At 34.0% G+C, this 15079-nt stretch carries 25 protein-coding genes and 2 pseudogenes; all 27 read left to right on the top strand.

The window, feature by feature from the left end; genetic code table 11:
• Positions 1-13 precede the first annotated feature (13 nt).
• A complete protein-coding gene (rpsC, locus tag HUB92_RS01815) occupies positions 14-628 on the top strand; it encodes a 30S ribosomal protein S3 (RefSeq protein ID WP_010962753.1) in 615 nt (204 codons plus the stop codon).
• 14 nt (positions 629-642) lie between these two features.
• Complete coding sequence (gene rplP, locus HUB92_RS01810) at positions 643-1056, top strand: 50S ribosomal protein L16 (RefSeq protein ID WP_209473093.1); 414 nt, start codon at positions 643-645, stop codon at positions 1054-1056.
• Positions 1057-1067: 11 nt separating this feature from the next.
• A complete protein-coding gene (gene rpmC, locus HUB92_RS01805; RefSeq protein WP_006279350.1) occupies positions 1068-1271 on the top strand; it encodes a 50S ribosomal protein L29 in 204 nt (67 codons plus the stop codon).
• The gene (gene rpsQ / locus HUB92_RS01800; protein ID WP_007549925.1) at positions 1264-1500 is read left to right on the top strand and encodes a 30S ribosomal protein S17; all 237 of its coding nucleotides are present in this window, start codon (positions 1264-1266) and stop codon (positions 1498-1500) included. Before rpmC ends, rpsQ begins: the two co-directional genes overlap by 8 nt.
• Before the next feature lie 13 nt (positions 1501-1513).
• Positions 1514-1873: a 50S ribosomal protein L14 gene (gene rplN, locus HUB92_RS01795; protein ID WP_006279348.1), complete on the top strand. Its 360-nt coding sequence runs from the start codon at positions 1514-1516 to the stop codon at positions 1871-1873.
• Positions 1873-2190, top strand: coding sequence for a 50S ribosomal protein L24 (gene rplX / locus HUB92_RS01790; RefSeq protein ID WP_006279347.1), 318 nt, complete (start codon positions 1873-1875; stop codon positions 2188-2190). The genes rplN and rplX overlap by 1 nt, the downstream gene beginning before the upstream one ends.
• Before the next feature lie 6 nt (positions 2191-2196).
• Positions 2197-2730: a 50S ribosomal protein L5 gene (rplE, locus tag HUB92_RS01785; RefSeq protein ID WP_010962750.1), complete on the top strand. Its 534-nt coding sequence runs from the start codon at positions 2197-2199 to the stop codon at positions 2728-2730.
• A gap of 16 nt (positions 2731-2746) precedes the next feature.
• Complete coding sequence (gene rpsN, locus HUB92_RS01780; protein ID WP_006279345.1) at positions 2747-3055, top strand: 30S ribosomal protein S14; 309 nt, start codon at positions 2747-2749, stop codon at positions 3053-3055.
• A 21-nt stretch (positions 3056-3076) separates the two neighbouring features.
• On the top strand, positions 3077-3472 hold the full coding sequence (gene rpsH, locus HUB92_RS01775) for a 30S ribosomal protein S8 (RefSeq protein WP_007551150.1): 396 nt from the start codon (positions 3077-3079) through the stop codon (positions 3470-3472).
• Between the two features lie 16 nt (positions 3473-3488).
• Positions 3489-4034, top strand: a complete 546-nt coding sequence (gene rplF, locus HUB92_RS01770; RefSeq protein ID WP_007551152.1) for a 50S ribosomal protein L6 — start codon at positions 3489-3491, stop codon at positions 4032-4034.
• 5 nt (positions 4035-4039) lie between these two features.
• Positions 4040-4411: a 50S ribosomal protein L18 gene (rplR, locus tag HUB92_RS01765; RefSeq protein ID WP_006279867.1), complete on the top strand. Its 372-nt coding sequence runs from the start codon at positions 4040-4042 to the stop codon at positions 4409-4411.
• Between the two features lie 12 nt (positions 4412-4423).
• Positions 4424-4936: a 30S ribosomal protein S5 gene (gene rpsE / locus HUB92_RS01760; RefSeq protein WP_010962748.1), complete on the top strand. Its 513-nt coding sequence runs from the start codon at positions 4424-4426 to the stop codon at positions 4934-4936.
• Positions 4937-4939: 3 nt separating this feature from the next.
• Positions 4940-5410, top strand: coding sequence for a 50S ribosomal protein L15 (rplO, locus tag HUB92_RS01755; RefSeq protein ID WP_006279863.1), 471 nt, complete (start codon positions 4940-4942; stop codon positions 5408-5410).
• 3 nt (positions 5411-5413) lie between these two features.
• Positions 5414-6742 carry a preprotein translocase subunit SecY gene (secY, locus tag HUB92_RS01750; protein WP_010962747.1) on the top strand — a complete coding sequence of 443 codons (1329 nt, stop codon included), beginning with the start codon at positions 5414-5416 and terminating at the stop codon, positions 6740-6742.
• On the top strand, positions 6739-7380 hold the full coding sequence (locus tag HUB92_RS01745; protein ID WP_209473092.1) for an adenylate kinase family protein: 642 nt from the start codon (positions 6739-6741) through the stop codon (positions 7378-7380). Before secY ends, HUB92_RS01745 begins: the two co-directional genes overlap by 4 nt.
• Positions 7381-7439: 59 nt before the next feature.
• Positions 7440-7808, top strand: coding sequence for a 30S ribosomal protein S13 (gene rpsM, locus HUB92_RS01740; protein WP_010962745.1), 369 nt, complete (start codon positions 7440-7442; stop codon positions 7806-7808).
• Between the two features lie 24 nt (positions 7809-7832).
• On the top strand, positions 7833-8219 hold the full coding sequence (gene rpsK / locus HUB92_RS01735; RefSeq protein WP_209473090.1) for a 30S ribosomal protein S11: 387 nt from the start codon (positions 7833-7835) through the stop codon (positions 8217-8219).
• A gap of 21 nt (positions 8220-8240) precedes the next feature.
• Positions 8241-9308, top strand: coding sequence for a DNA-directed RNA polymerase subunit alpha (locus tag HUB92_RS01730; protein WP_209473088.1), 1068 nt, complete (start codon positions 8241-8243; stop codon positions 9306-9308).
• Positions 9309-9315: 7 nt separating this feature from the next.
• Positions 9316-9744 (top strand): 50S ribosomal protein L17, encoded by a 429-nt coding sequence (gene rplQ, locus HUB92_RS01725; RefSeq protein ID WP_007550873.1) that lies wholly within the window; start codon positions 9316-9318, stop codon positions 9742-9744.
• 23 nt (positions 9745-9767) lie between these two features.
• Positions 9768-10118 carry a YraN family protein gene (locus HUB92_RS01720; RefSeq protein WP_012673177.1) on the top strand — a complete coding sequence of 117 codons (351 nt, stop codon included), beginning with the start codon at positions 9768-9770 and terminating at the stop codon, positions 10116-10118.
• Positions 10119-10159: 41 nt separating this feature from the next.
• A complete protein-coding gene (atpH, locus tag HUB92_RS01715) occupies positions 10160-10720 on the top strand; it encodes an ATP synthase F1 subunit delta (RefSeq protein ID WP_010962742.1) in 561 nt (186 codons plus the stop codon).
• A complete protein-coding gene (gene atpA, locus HUB92_RS01710) occupies positions 10717-12258 on the top strand; it encodes a F0F1 ATP synthase subunit alpha (RefSeq protein ID WP_209473086.1) in 1542 nt (513 codons plus the stop codon). The genes atpH and atpA overlap by 4 nt, the downstream gene beginning before the upstream one ends.
• 9 nt (positions 12259-12267) lie before the next feature.
• On the top strand, positions 12268-12762 hold the full coding sequence (gene greA / locus HUB92_RS01705; protein ID WP_007549342.1) for a transcription elongation factor GreA: 495 nt from the start codon (positions 12268-12270) through the stop codon (positions 12760-12762).
• A 6-nt stretch (positions 12763-12768) separates the two neighbouring features.
• On the top strand, positions 12769-13413 hold the full coding sequence (ribB, locus tag HUB92_RS01700) for a 3,4-dihydroxy-2-butanone-4-phosphate synthase (RefSeq protein WP_209473084.1): 645 nt from the start codon (positions 12769-12771) through the stop codon (positions 13411-13413).
• Positions 13414-13484: 71 nt separating this feature from the next.
• A pseudogene (locus HUB92_RS01695) lies at positions 13485-13901 on the top strand (M48 family metallopeptidase); the annotation flags it as partial.
• A gap of 55 nt (positions 13902-13956) precedes the next feature.
• A protein-coding gene (locus HUB92_RS01690) for an IS5 family transposase (RefSeq protein ID WP_410543343.1) occupies positions 13957-14723 on the top strand; the annotation gives its coding sequence in 2 pieces (ribosomal slippage) (positions 13957-14284 and positions 14284-14723; 768 coding nt in all).
• Positions 14724-14741: 18 nt separating this feature from the next.
• A pseudogene (locus tag HUB92_RS01685) lies at positions 14742-15071 on the top strand (M48 family metalloprotease); the annotation flags it as partial.
• Positions 15072-15079 lie beyond the last annotated feature (8 nt).

Genomic DNA, 15079 nt, shown 5'->3' with positions numbered 1-15079 from the left:
AAAGTGCAAAAATATGGGAAACGTTAATCCTAAAGGATTTAGGTTAAAAATAATTAATACTTGGTCATCTATTTGGTATGCTGAGAAGGGTTATAAACAAGGGTTGCATCAAGATTTATCTATTCGCAGTTATATAAATGAATCTTTTAAGCATGCTGGTGTTTCTAAAGTAATTATAGAGCGTACGATCGATTTGGTATCTGTAATAATACATTCTTCTAGACCTGGAGTGATAATAGGTAAGAAAGGCTCGGATATTGAGAAGATAAAGCAAAAGATAGCTGAAAAAGTAAAAAATAATGTGGAAGTGAATGTAGTAGGGGTTAAAAGGTCTGAAATAGATGCAGTTTTAATATCAAACAGCATTGCACAGCAGTTAGAAAAAAGGGTTTCATTTAGAAGAGCGATGAAAAAAGCTATTCAAAGTTGTTTGAGGATGGGTGCTAGAGGTATTAAAGTAAGTTGTTCTGGGCGCCTTGGCGGAGCTGAGATAGCTCGTACTGAGTGGTATAAAGAAGGCCGTTTGCCTTTGCATACTTTACGTGCTAATATAGATTATGCTTTTGCTGAAGCAAAAACTATATATGGCATCATAGGAGTTAAGGTCTGGGTTTATATTGGTAACTAATTAGGTATATTGAAATGTTTATTCCTAAAAAAAGTAAATATAAAAAAGTATTTAAAGGACGAATTAAGGGTAACACGAAAGGTGGTAGCACATTATCTTTTGGAGATTATGGTCTAAAGGCTATGGGAGCAGGTAGGATTCAATCTAAGCATATTGAAACTGCAAGGCGTGTAATATCTAGAACATTAAAACGCTCTGGTAAAGTGTGGATAAGAATTTTTCCTGATACCCCTGTTAGTAAAAAGCCGGCGGATGTGCGTATGGGTAAAGGGAAAGGTAGTGTTGAGTTTTGGGTATTTAAAGCTAAGCCCGGTAGAATGTTGTTTGAAATTAGCAGTGATGTTCCCATGCATTTAGCAAGATTGGCGCTTGAAAAGGCAACTGCTAAGCTTCCTATGAAGTGTAAATTTGTATCTAATCATAATTAAATGGAGTTGCAATGGATATAGCTGACATTGAATCGAGGTCCTCGCAAGAATTGCATGAAATTCTTGTGAATTTGAGAAAAGAGTTTGTTAATTTGGTTTTTCAAAAGAAGCTGGGCCAGTGCAACAATATTTCGCGTTTTAGCTTAATAAGAAAGAGCATAGCTCGTATTTTAACTACATTAAATAAAAGAAGAAGAGAGGAAAAGAATGCCTAAAAAGGTTTTTTGTGGTACTGTAACTAAGGCTAAGTGTGATAAGACTGTAAAGGTTTCGGTATTACAAGTGTATAAGGATGAGCTGTATAAAAAGGTTATAAAAAAATACAAGAAGTATACAGCACATGATGAGAATAATAGTTGTAAAGAAGGGGACAAGGTTTTAATACAAGAACACAAGCCTATTTCTACTACTAAAAAATGGGTTATTGTTAATAGCTCACATTGAATAGGATATTTATATGATTCAAAAAAATACATTGTTGGAAGTAGCTGATAATTCTGGCGCGCGTGCAGTGCTTTGTATTGGTTTATTGGGTGGTAGAAAGTCTGCATCTATAGGTGACACAGTTATTGTATCTACTAAATCTATTACTCCAAGAGGGAAAGTTGAGAAGGGAAAAGTATATAGAGCAGTTGTGGTGAGGGTGAAAAGCCCTATTAGGAAATCTGATGGTTCTGTAATTCGTTTTTCTAGCAATGCTGTAGTTTTGATTAACGATCAAGGTGAACCACTTGGCACTCGGGTGTTTGGTCCGGTAAAAAAGTTATCATCTGGTTCTTTTATGAAGATAATGTCATTAGCTGTTGAGGTTTTATAATGAGTGCTAAAATAAAAAGTGGTGACGACGTTATAGTTTTAACTGGTAAAGATAAGGGAAAAATTGGTAAGGTAATCAAAGTTATAGCACGTGATGCTAAAAAGAAAGTAATTGTTTCTGGAGTGAATGTGCATAAGAGACATACTAAACCAAAAGCTGGTAGTAGTGGTGGTATATTAAATAAAGAGTTAGCTATTGATATATCCAACGTTGCAACATTGGACCCTAAATATAAAACTCCAACTAGAGTGGGGTTTAAGGTTATAGACGGTAGAAAAGTGCGTTTTGCAAAAGTTTCTGGAGAAGTGATAGATTAGGTTGATATGTTTAAAGAATTGTATAAAGATAGCATAGTAAAGTCCTTGAAGGATAAGTTTAATTACGGCAATATAATGCAAGTGCCTAAACTTGTCAAGGTGTGTATCAATATGGGCGTTGGAGATGCTGCTACAGATAGTAAAGCAATAAATGAACCACTTGATAGCCTATATTTGATTGCTGGGCAGAAGCCTTTATCAACTTTTGCAAAAAAATCTATTTCTGGCTTCAAGATCAGAAAAGGTGCTACAGTAGGTTGCAAAGTAACTTTGCGTAGAGATAAAATGTATGAGTTTTTAGAAAGATTGATATATATTGCTTTGCCAAGGGAAAAAGATTTTAGAGGATTTAGTGTGAAGCAATTTGACGGTAATGGTAATTTTTCCTTTGGTATAAAGGAACATATCTCGTTTTTAGAAATAGACTATGATAAAATAAGTAAAATTAGAGGTATGGATATTAATATTATAACAAGTGCAGTTAGTGATAAGGAAGCAAAGGAATTATTACTGGCTCTTAAATTTCCTTTTTTTGATTAATTGAGAGGAGAAATATATGGCAAAAAAATCTATGATAGAAAGAAATCTTCGCAGAATAAAGTTGTGCGATCAATATAAAGAAAAAAGAGAAAAATTGAAATCTATAATAAATAATAAGAATCTGTCTATTGTAGAAAGGTTTACAGCTCAAAATAAATTAATTAAAAAATTGCCTAGAAATTCTTCTAAAACCAAAATTAGAAATAGGTGTGCTTTAACTGGGAGACCAAGAGGAGTATATAGAAAATTTGGTTTATGTAGAATTGTTTTGCGTGATTTATGTTCTTTTGGGCAAATTCCAGGAGTTACAAAGTCTAGTTGGTAAATATAATATAAGGAGTATATTGTGGCGTTATCTGATAGTATTGGTGATTTTTTAACAAGGATACGTAATGCTCAATTGGCAATGCATAGGGCAACAAGGGTACTATTTTCTAAGATGAATTCTTCTATATTGGAGATTTTAAAAGAGGAAGGGTATATCCTTGATTATGAAAAGCAAGTTGTAGATAATTTACCTTCTTTCATTGTAAAATTGAAGTATTATGAGAAGTCACCTGTAATTAGTGACATAGTTAGGGTGTCAAAGCCTGGTTGTCGTCGTTATTCTAAGTATAAGGACATTTCTAAAGCATATAATGGTCTTGGTATTTTTATTATATCGACACCCAAAGGAGTGATGACTGATTATAATGCACATAAATTAAAGGTTGGTGGAGAAGTTTTGTGTCGTGTGTTTTAAATAATAGGAGAAATTCATGTCTCGTATAGGTGCTGCTCCTATCAATATTCCTGCTGGTGTTTCAGTTGAATATAATAATGGTAGTATGTTAATAAAGAGTGCTAAGGCTGAAAAGGAAGTTAGCTTGATCAGGGATGTTGTGTGTCAGATTATTGATAATCAGCTATTGCTTTCTGTTGATCAAGATAAAGATAATTATGATAAAATAAAGCCTATGTGGGGCACTTATAGGAGTAATATTAATAATATCATTAACGGCATGGTTGATGGTTTTTCTGTTAATCTTGAGATTAACGGTGTGGGATATAAGGCAGAGTGTGATGGTAAGTATTTGACTTTATATCTTGGTTATAGCCATAATGTTAAATATAAAGTGCCTAAAGATGTTGAGATTAAGTGCATAAAGCCAACTCACTTAGTAGTTAGTGGTATGGATAAGCAGAAGGTCTATATGGTGGCGTCTGATATATGCAAAATTAGAAAATATGATCCTTATAAAGGTAAGGGTGTTGTAATAAAAGGCAAATTTATGCTGCGTAAGGTTGTAAGTAAAAAGAAGTAATAAAAATGAAAAGATCGTATAATTTTTTAAGTAATTCTGAAAAAAGGAAGTTACGTAATAGAGCGAAGCTTGACAAGAGCGCTGAACGTTTACGTATATCCATATTTAAATCTAATAGGCATTTTTATGTCCAGTTAATTAATGATGTAAAAGGAATAACTCTCACTTCAGCTTCTACTTTGGATGCTAAAATTAAGGATGTATGTAAAGGGAAAGTCAACGCTGAAACTATAAAACAGGTTTCTTCTTTAATGGTTGAGCGTCTGTCTGGCATGAAATTAGAGCAGCAGCTTACGTTTGATCGTGGAGCGTATAAATACACAGGATTAGTTTCTCAATTTGCTGAGGCTTTAAGAAGTTCTGGATTTGAATTTTAGAAGGTTTTGAATATGGCTATAAAGAATTTACAAAATAATAATGATTTATCAGAGCTTTTAGTTTCGGTACGAAGAGTGACAACGGTTACCAAAGGTGGTAGAAGATTTTCATTTTCAATTTTGGTTGTTGTTGGCGATGAGAAGGGTAGGGTAGGGTGTGGAATAGGTAAGCACGCAGAAGTTGCTGAAGCAAGAGTCAAAGCTGTAAATGCTGCAAAGAAATCAATGATTAGAGTGTACTTGCGTGAAGGTAGAACTTTGCATCATGATATTAAAGCTAAATTTTGTTCTGGTGAGATAGTTTTAAGAACCGCAAGAGCCGGAACAGGTATTATTGCTGGTGGAGCGATTAGATCAGTTTTTGAGGTGTTAGGTATAAAGGATGTGGTAGCTAAATCCACTAGATCAAATAATCCTCATAACGTTATATGTGCGGTGTTTAAGGCTTTTGATAGTATGTTATCTCCTCGTCAGGTAGCAAGCAAAAGAGGCAAAAAGATTAGCGAGATAGTTGGAAACAGGTAAAGTATGAATAATGCTGTAAAATTAAACTCTATATTTACTAAATTATCTAAGAAAAAGAAGCCTAAGTTGCTGGGTAGAGGTATCGGTTGTGGTAAAGGTAAAACATCCGGTAGAGGGCATAAAGGGCAGAAGGCTAGAAGTGGAGTTTCTATAAATGGTTTTGAGGGTGGACAACAGTCTATATATACTCGTTTGCCTAAAAGAGGTTTTAAGCCTATACGTAGGAGCATATACTCTATAATTAATGTTGGCGATATACAGCGCTTAATGGAAGCTAAAAAAATAGTGAAAGACTCTGTTATAGATAAGGAGAGGCTGTATAAATTAGGTTTTATAAAGTCTATTAAGGATAAAATTAAACTTCTTAATAAAGGTAAGTTGAGCGAAAAATTTGTGTTTCATGTTGATTTTGCGTCAGAAGCTGCAAAAAAATCTGTAGCTTCAGTTGGTGGTAGTGTGGAAATACTATCGTAAGTCATGGGCAATAAATCAGCATTTAATAGCTTGGATCCTACGTTGTTATATAAAGGCGATTTATTAAAGCGTATATTTTTTACGCTAATAGCTTTAATTTGCTATCGCTTGGGTACTTATGTGCCTATTCCTGGAATTAATCTTGATGTAATTAATGATATATTTCCCAAAGATGGCTCAGGCGTTTTTGGAGTATTTAATTTATTTTCTGGTGGTGCATTGGCTAGAATGACAATTCTAGCATTGAACGTTATGCCATATATAATGGCTTCTATCATTATTCAGTTACTTTCTTCTGCGATTAAAGGAATGAAGGAAGTTAAGAATGATGGAGAGTCAGGCCGTAGAAAGATGAATTCTTATATACGCTATCTGACCATAGTAATTTGTGTATTTCAATCAATTCCAATTTTGGTTGGATTGGAAGGGATGAATAGGGAAGGGGTATTGGTTGTAATCGAACCTGGTGTTATGTTTCGTACAATAGGTGTTTTCAGCCTTTTAGGTGGAACTATGCTTTTAATATGGCTTGGTGAACGAATCAGCGCTAGTGGTATAGGCAATGGTATCTCATTAATCATTTTCACGGGTATAATATCAGAGTTACACAGCGCTTTGTCATCTTTGTTAACGTTAAATAAAAACGGTAGCGTATCGTTATTTATTATCCTTTTTGTTTTGGTATTGTTTTTTTTGCTGCTACTCTTAGTCATTTTTGTAGAGTCTTCTTATAGAAAGGTTATTGTTCAACATCCTAAAAAGCAATTTAAAAGATTACATAATGACGATTTTACTTATATTCCATTGAAGATTAATTTATCTGGTGTAGTACCAACCATTTTTGCTAATGCAATTTTATTGACACCTATTTCAATTGCAAATTTCTATAAGGGGCACGCTTTTTCTGATTTTATTTTGAATTACTTTATGGCAAATAAAGTAGTATATATTGTAGCCTATTTGGTGCTGATAGTATTTTTTAATTTTTTCTATACCAATTTTATATTTAATCCAGAGGAAAACGCAGATTTTCTTAAAAAAAATGGTGGTTTTATACCTGGTAGAAGGCCTGGGAAACATACTTCTGATTACCTTCAAGATATAGTTTTTAAGTTGACATTCATTGGCTCTGCGTATTTGGTAGTCATATGTACTGTACCTGAAGTTATGAGATATTATTATGATATACCATTTATTTTTGGTGGGACGAGCTTACTGATTATAGTGAACGTTATTACTGATACTATTATGCAAATACAATCTTATATTTTTTCAAATAGGTACGACAACTGGATAAAGAAATATGAGTCTAAAACGAGGAAAGTAAGATGATCATTACGATTTTTGGTCCTCCAGGTTCTGGTAAAGGTACTCAGTCAAGCTTGTTAATAGCAAAATATAATTTAAAATTAATTTCAGTAGGGGATTTATTAAGGAATATTATATCTAGCAGTAGTGAGTTAGGTAAAAAAATAAAGGGTACCGTGGAATCTGGTAATTTAATTCAAGATGAAATTATATGTGGATTATTACGTGACCAGCTTGCATTAGTGGATGATAATTGCTTATTAGATGGTTTTCCGAGAAATTTAAACCAGGCTCATTTTTTGACTCAAGTTTTGCAAGAAAAATATAATAGGGATGTTGACATTGTAGTTGAGCTGCAGCTTGACGATAATATTGCAATCGATAGGTTAAAAAATCGTCTCGCGTGTTTGGACTGTAAAAGCATATATAGTGTATCTTCTTTTAAGAGTACTACTTGTGCTAAATGTAAAAGTACGAGGTTAGAGAAAAGAATTGATGATGCTGATATGTCTGCAATTAATAAGAGAATAAGTGAATATTACCTTCAAATGAAAGGTTTACGCGAGTATTATAAAGGCAAATTATTAACAATTGACGCTAATTTGAGTGTTGATGAGGTAACGCAAGAGATTGAAAGTAAAATTTCTTGTAATTTGGTTTGACTCTGAGTTGTTTTATGGTATAAATTAAGAGTTGTTATTAATAAAGTATCGAGGTACCAGTGGCACGTATTGCAGGCATAAATATTCCAGTGAGGAAATGTGTTCCTTTTGCATTAACTTATATATATGGTATAGGTATTGCTACTGCGAATGTAATTTGTCACGCTTGCGAAGTTGATAAGCGCAAACGTGTTTCAGAATTACGAGATGAAGATATAGAAAAGATCAGCGGTTTCATTAGACAAAATTATGTTATAGAAGGTGAGCTCAGAAAAGAAGTGGCTATGAACATAAAATCTTTAGTGGAAATGGGATGCTATAGAGGGGTGAGACATAGAAAAGGTTTACCTGTGAGAGGGCAAAGGACTCATACTAATGCTAAGACTCGTAAAGGTAGATCTCGGTTGCCTATTGCTGGGAAAAAATAAAATTTATTATTATTGTGAGTTTTAATGAAAAAAGTCAAAACGGTTAGTAAGAGTAAGAAGGAGTTTATTACTGGTGTTGTCCATATTCGTGCAACTTTTAATAATACTTTTGTAAATGTAACTGATTTTCATGGTAATACGCTATGTCAAACTTCTGTGGGTGCATGTGGTTTTTCAGGTTCGAGAAAATCCACACCTTATGCTGCAGGTAAGGCTGCGGAGTCTGCTGCGAAGAACGCAATGGAGAGATTTGGTATGAAGGTTGTCTCTGTAATAATTCGCGGCCCTGGCTTTGGTACCGAAGCTGCGGTTAAAGCACTTCAGAGCTGTGGGTTGACTGTGACTTCAATTGCAGATAAAACCGCAATTCCTCATAATGGGTGCAGGTTAAGAAAAAAAAGAAGAGTATAGGATATTTGAAAAGGTTGTTTTATGTATTATAATAATGATGTTTCTCTCTGTAGCAATTTAGATAAATTGATTAAACCTAGTTCAGTTAAGGTAATATCAGATGATTCAAGTGAAAAAAGTGATATAGTGCTAGAACCGTTGGAAAGTGGTTTTGCTTTAACATTAGGCAATGCATTAAGACGTGTAATGTTATCTTCTCTTAAAGGTAGTGCTGTTTATGGAATAAAAATTGAAGGTGTAACTCATGAGTTCACTTCAATTCAAGGGGTGAGAGAAGACGTAACTGATATAGTATTAAATATGGGTATGTTGAGGTGTAAATTAAATGGTGCTTCTAATAAATGCTTAAATTTAAACGCTAAAGGGCCTTGCCAGGTATTAGCTGGGATGATAGAAACTGATGATCAATGCTCTATTGTTAATAAAGATTTGTTAATATGTACGCTGGGGCAAAATGTGGAGCTTAACATGACCATATATGTGGCTAGCGGAAAAGGTTATCTTCCTGTAACTAAATATAAAGAAAATGAACTTTTGAAGCTTATGAGTGAACAGGATTTAATTGGTTTTATTCCAGTTAATGCTTTGTATAGCCCTGTCAACAGGGTTTCGTACAGGGTAGAGAACAGTCGTGTTGGCCAAGTGACTGATAAGGATAAGCTGATATTGTCAATTGAAACTGATGGTACAATTTCTCCGAGTCAAGCTGTTGACTCTGCTGCAAGAATATTACAGGAGCAACTTCAGCCCTTTATTAGTTCTGATGTAAGTTATAAAAAATCGCAGGTTTCTTCGTCTAGTGGTGCTAAAGATTTGGGTTATGACCCTGTCTTATTGTGTAAGGTAGATGAAATGGAATTATCTGTCAGGTCTCATAACTGTCTGAAAAACGAAAACATCACTTATATAGGTGATCTTGTACAAAAGACAGAAGGTGAAATGTTAAGAGCTGCTAATTTTGGCAAAAAGTCTTTGAATGAGATTAAGGCAGTTTTGACTAATTTTGGCTTGTCTTTGGGTATGAATGTGCTAAACTGGCCACCTAAGGATATAGATGAGTTGGCTAAACAACATACTGATGAAGATTAGGTGATATATGAAACATGGAATAAAAAAACGTAAACTATCTCGTTGTACTGAACATAGATTATCGACGTTAAAGAATCTATCTATCTCATTAATTAACCATGAGCAGATTGTAACTACTTTACCAAAAGCTAAGGAACTTCGTCCATATGTCGAAAAGTTTATTACAATTGCTAAGAATAAGAATACTTTACATGGTAGAAGACTTTTGCTTTCACGCCTTCATAATAGTAAGTTAGCAGTTGATAAGTTATTAAACGTCTTAGCCAGCCGTTATCAAGATCGTAAAGGTGGGTATTCTAGAATAATAAAATTTAGCACTCGAAAGGGTGATTGCGCTTCAATGGCAGTGATAGAACTGGTTGATAGGGATATTGCAGCAAGAGGTAAGGTTTATAGTAAAAATAAAGAAGGAGGCAAAGTAGTTACACAAAGTTAATTGTTATCATAATTGTTCTTCTTGTGGTAAGTAGGTTACGCTACTTTGTAGGTTACTTTGGCGAGTTATTAGTTTTAGTATATTTAAAACTGAAATGGTATAATGTTATAAAACGCCGTTACCGTTGTAAGTTCGGTGAAATTGACTTAATTGTATCTAAAAAAAAGGAGCTGATTTTTATAGAAGTTAAAACAAGTTTACTTGGAAAAGAAATACCGATATCTCATCTTCAATGTCAGTCTATTATAAATTCTTCTAAGTATTTCTTAAGTAAAAACCTTAGTTTTTTAGATTATTCAGTCAGATATGATTTATATTTTCTTTCCTTAAAGAGAAGACCTGTTTATATAAAAAATGCTTGGATTGAAGAATGAAAGATTTGTAGCTGAATTAATTTAGATTTACTGGATTTAATATGAAAAAGACCCAATACAATAATTTAGTTTCATCTTACGCTAGAGTGCTATTTCATGTCTCAGGAAGCAGGTTAGGTATTATAAGGAAAGAAGTAGAATTTTTGTTGGCTTTTTTTAAGGATCAACGTGATGTTTTTGTGTACCTATCTCATCCTATGATTTCTTTTGCACACAAAAAAGAAGTGATGCTTTCTATAAATGAGCACTTGAGTGAGAATTTAGTAAAATTTATTATGGTTATATTTGCAAATAAACGCTCTAGTTTATTGATCCTTATATTAGAAAAATTCTTAAGTCTTGCAAGAGAAAATGAAAATGAATTCGAAATTACTATAAAGTCAGCAGAAACTTTAAAGGAATCTGATATAAAAATAATTACTGAATCTTTGAGCTTTCTTGGTAAAATAATAAAAGTAAGCAATGTGGTTGACCCTTCTATACTAGGTGGCTTCGTAGTTAGGTATGGTTTTAATTTGATCGATGCTTCGCTAAAAAGTTACTTGGATAGGTTAGTTGACTTAAGTAAAATGGAAATATTAAAAGTAAGGAATTTTGTATGAAGAACAGTATGAATGTTTCTGAGATAGCAAGTATAATAAGAGAAAAGGTTGAGACGTTTGATAATCCTATAAAGCGGGAAAATATAGGTGAAGTAATTTCAGTAACAGATGGTATCGCATTGGTTTATGGGCTGGAAAAAGCAAAATTCGGTGAAAAGGTATTTTTTGCAAGTGGTGTAGAAGGAATAGTTCTCGATTTAGATCATAATACGGCTGGAATAGTTGTGCTTGGTAATGACCGTGATGTGAAAGAAGGGGACGTTGTAAAATGTAGTGGTGATGTTGTGCAGGTGCCTGTAGGGCATGAATTGTTAGGGAGAGTTGTAAATGCGTTGGGCCATCCTATGGACGACGGTGGGGAAATTAGAGCCAAAAACAGAATGGATATAGAATCTAAAGCGCCAGGCATTATTGATCGTAAGTCTGTGCATGAGCCACTGCAAACAGGAATTAAAATTATAGATTTGCTAATTCCAATAGGTAGAGGGCAGCGTGAATTAATTATTGGTGATAGACAAATTGGTAAAACTACTATTGCGCTTGATACTATTATCAATCAGAAGAAGATTAACGATGAGGTAAACGAAAATCAAAAAGTTTACTGTGTTTATGTTGCTATTGGGCAAAAAATTTCAACAGTAGCAAAAGTGGTAAATAAGCTGAAAGAAAGCGGAGCATTAGAGTATACAACTGTAGTTGTGGCTAGTGCATCTGACTGCGCGCCTATGCAATTTTTAGCACCTTATGCTGGTTGCACTATTGGGGAATTTTTCCGTGACAATGGAATGCATTGTTTGATTATATATGATGATTTATCTAAGCATGCTGTGGCATATAGGCAGATGTCTTTATTGCTCAGACGTCCTTCTGGTCGTGAAGCTTACCCTGGAGATATATTCTATGTACATTCTCGCTTGCTTGAAAGAGCTGCTAAAATGTCTGATAAAAAAGGGCAGGGTTCTTTAACTGCTTTGCCAATTGTCGAAACTCAAGCTGGTGATGTATCTGCATATGTGCCAACAAATGTTATTTCAATTACCGATGGGCAGATCTTTCTTGAGTCTGAATTATTTTATAAAGGATTTCGACCTGCAGTAAATATAGGTTTGTCAGTTTCACGGGTTGGTTCTGCTGCACAACTAAAGTCTGTGAAGAAAGTTGCTGGTTCTATAAAGCTAAGCTTAGCTCAGTATAGAGAATTAGAAGATTTCGCAAAATTTGGTTCTGATCTTGATGCTAGTGTTCAATTATCCTTGAATAAGGGTAAATATCTTGTCGAGTTATTAAAGCAAAAACAACATTTACCTATGTCAATAGAAGAGCAAGTAGTGCTGATGTATATTTTTTCTAACCTATATAATCAGTTAAGTAAAATACAAATAAGTTACATTAATAAATTTGAACATGATCTTATTAATTATTTTCATACTGTACACCCTGGGGTTTTAAAAAAGTTGTCAAATGACATGAGTGATGATATAAAAGGTGATATTTTTAACATTGTGAGTAATTTCGTTACTCAATTTAATTGCGTTTAGGTGGTGATTATGGCTTCATCCATTATTAATAAATTTCCTATGACGAGGGAAGGTTTTGAGAATATGCAAGCCGAACTTGAAAAATTAAAGGAAGAAAAACCTTCTGTGATACAGGCTATTTCTGATGCTCGTGATCAAGGTGATTTGTCTGAAAACGCAGAGTATCATGCAGCACGGGAAAGGTTAGGTTTTATTGAAGGCCGTATAATGGAGATAGAAAGTAAGCTCTCACATGCGGAAGTAATAGAAGTAAAAAATTTGTCTGGTGATTCAGTAATGTTTGGTGCAACTGTGACATTAAGCATGTTAAGTGATAATAACGGTGAAGTGGAATATGTTTATAAGGTTGTAGGCGAATATGAAGCTGATGTTTCAAAGCAGTTAATATCTACTAGTTCACCACTTGGGAGTGCCTTAATCGGCAAAAAAGTCGGTGAATATGTGGAAGTGACAGTGCCAAATGGAGAGAAATTGTATAAAATAGTTAAGATTGAATTTAAGTAAATTATTATGGTACAGGCCACTTATGCTTCAATGAGTCTACCAGGTATTTCTTTTGTGGAAGATGTATTAGAGGATGCTCGTTCCGGTAAATTATTCATTTTAGTTGATGATGAAAATAGAGAAAATGAAGGCGATTTGATTGTCTTAGCTGAGAAAATAAAGCCGGAACATATGGCTTTTATGGTTAGGTACGGTACAGGGGTTGTTTGCTTAGCAATGACTAAATTTCACATGAAAAGGTTGGGCCTTAATTTCATGGAAAAGAAAAATATTGGTGAAAATCATACCGCATTTACTACATCAATTGATGCACGTTATGGCATTACAACCGGTGTTTCAGCAGAGGATAGAACGAAAACTATACATGCTGCTATCAACAAGGATGGTACTCAGGATGACATCATAACTCCAGGTCATGTTTTTCCTGTAATTGCACATAAAGGTGGGGTGGTACAACGTGCTGGTCATACTGAAGCGAGTGTTGAAATGGCGAAGTTAGTAGGGTTTGATCATTCAGCAGTTATTTGTGAATTAGTGAATGATGATGGCTCTATGATGCGCTTACCTCAGTTACTTAAATTTGCTGAACAACATAAAATTAAGTTAACTACCATCGACAAACTTATCAGTTACGTTAAAAATTTAAACTAGCGTTTATAAATTTGTATAATTTAAGTGTTAAAATATAGAATTTCTATAAATTATACAAGCACAGAATTTTCATGTTTAGAGTTGCTAAGTTTTTGACCTTATTGTTCTTTTTTGCATATTGTAATAATGCTTACTCTATTAACATTATTAGAGATAGTGAAGTGGAAGCAATAGTGAAAGAGCTAGCGCAACCTTTATTTTCTGCTGCGGATATTGATCATGAGCAAATAAAAGTTTTTATAATTAATGACAATTCGATTAATGCTTTTGTAATTAACAATAACAGTATTTTCATTCATTTAGGACTTTTACAATATTCGGCTAAACCTTATGTCCTGCTTGGTATATTAGCACATGAGATTGCTCACATATCTGCTGGTCATATATTGCAAATGAGTAGTGCTATGGGTTATTTTCAATCGATAGCAATGATTAGTTATATGGTAGGATTAGTTTCTAGTATTATCATTAACCCTCAGAGCCTGTCTTGAAAAGAAATGAGAAAGAGAATATGATGAGATAAGTAAAAAATAGTAGGTAAAAATGTATCCAAGTGATATAAGTGACAAAGAATGGGAAATTTTGGAGCCAAGTGTTGCACAAGGTGCAGTAGGACGGCCAAGAAAGCACAATATTAGAACAATTATTAATGCAATAAGATACATAATGAAAGGTGGTTGCCAGTGGAGAATGCTGCCAAAAGATTTTCCGCCATGGAAAACGGTGTATGATTATTTTCTCAGGTGGCGTAATAGTGGCAAATTGGAAGAAATACACGATATGTTAGTAAAAAAGGTAAGAAAAATGGTTGGCAAAAATGAAATACCTTCGGTAGGAATAATTGACAGTCAATCAGTGAAAACCACTCAAAAAGGGGATCCAGAGGATATGATGCTGGCAAGAAAATAAAGGGTAGAAAACGTCACATCATTGTGGATACAATAGGCCTAATTATTACAGCTGATGTTCATAGTGCAGGCATTCAAGATCGTGATGGTGCTCTAAATCTTTTTACTCAAGCTAAACGAAAAGCTTCAACGCTACAAAGGTTTCTCGCTGATCAGGGATATATTGGTAAATTGCAAAATTACTGTTTATTGAAAACAGGATGTTTATTGACGATTACTAAAAAAGCAGCTGATGCTGTAGGATTTCAAGTTATTCCTAAACGGTGGATTGTTGAAAGAACTTTTGCTTGGCTTTCCAATTTTAGACGTATGGGCAAGGATTATGAGCATTCTCCTCTTACTTCAAAAACTAATATCTCCTTTAATATGATTACTATTATGCTTGCTAAATTAGCTGCTTAGTTCCTTTCAAGACAGGTTCTTAGGTATTTATCTGAGAAAAACAGTTATTTAGTGAAACTTGCATTATCTCATACTTTATTATTACACGGTGATGCAAAAAAGGCGATTTTTTACCTGGAGCAGATTTTGAATGTAGAACCAGATAACGCTTTTGTCTGGAAGTATTTAAGCATTGCATATAAATGTGAAGCTGATACGGCAATGCATTATTTTGCCTTGACAAAAAAGGCTTGTATTGAAGGTGATTTAAAGCAATTTACAAAATATGCTGAGCTAGCTGTTAAAACTTTACCAAAAGATAGCCCTTATTTGTTGCAAGTTGAAGATATGAAGCGGTTTAATGGATAACAAAAAAG

The sequence above is a fragment of the Wolbachia endosymbiont of Wiebesia pumilae genome (assembly GCF_017869285.1).
GTDB classification, from domain to species: domain Bacteria; phylum Pseudomonadota; class Alphaproteobacteria; order Rickettsiales; family Anaplasmataceae; genus Wolbachia; species Wolbachia pipientis.
Note: the sequence above shows the minus strand (reverse complement) of the source record. Positions and strands in the feature narration are given on the sequence as shown.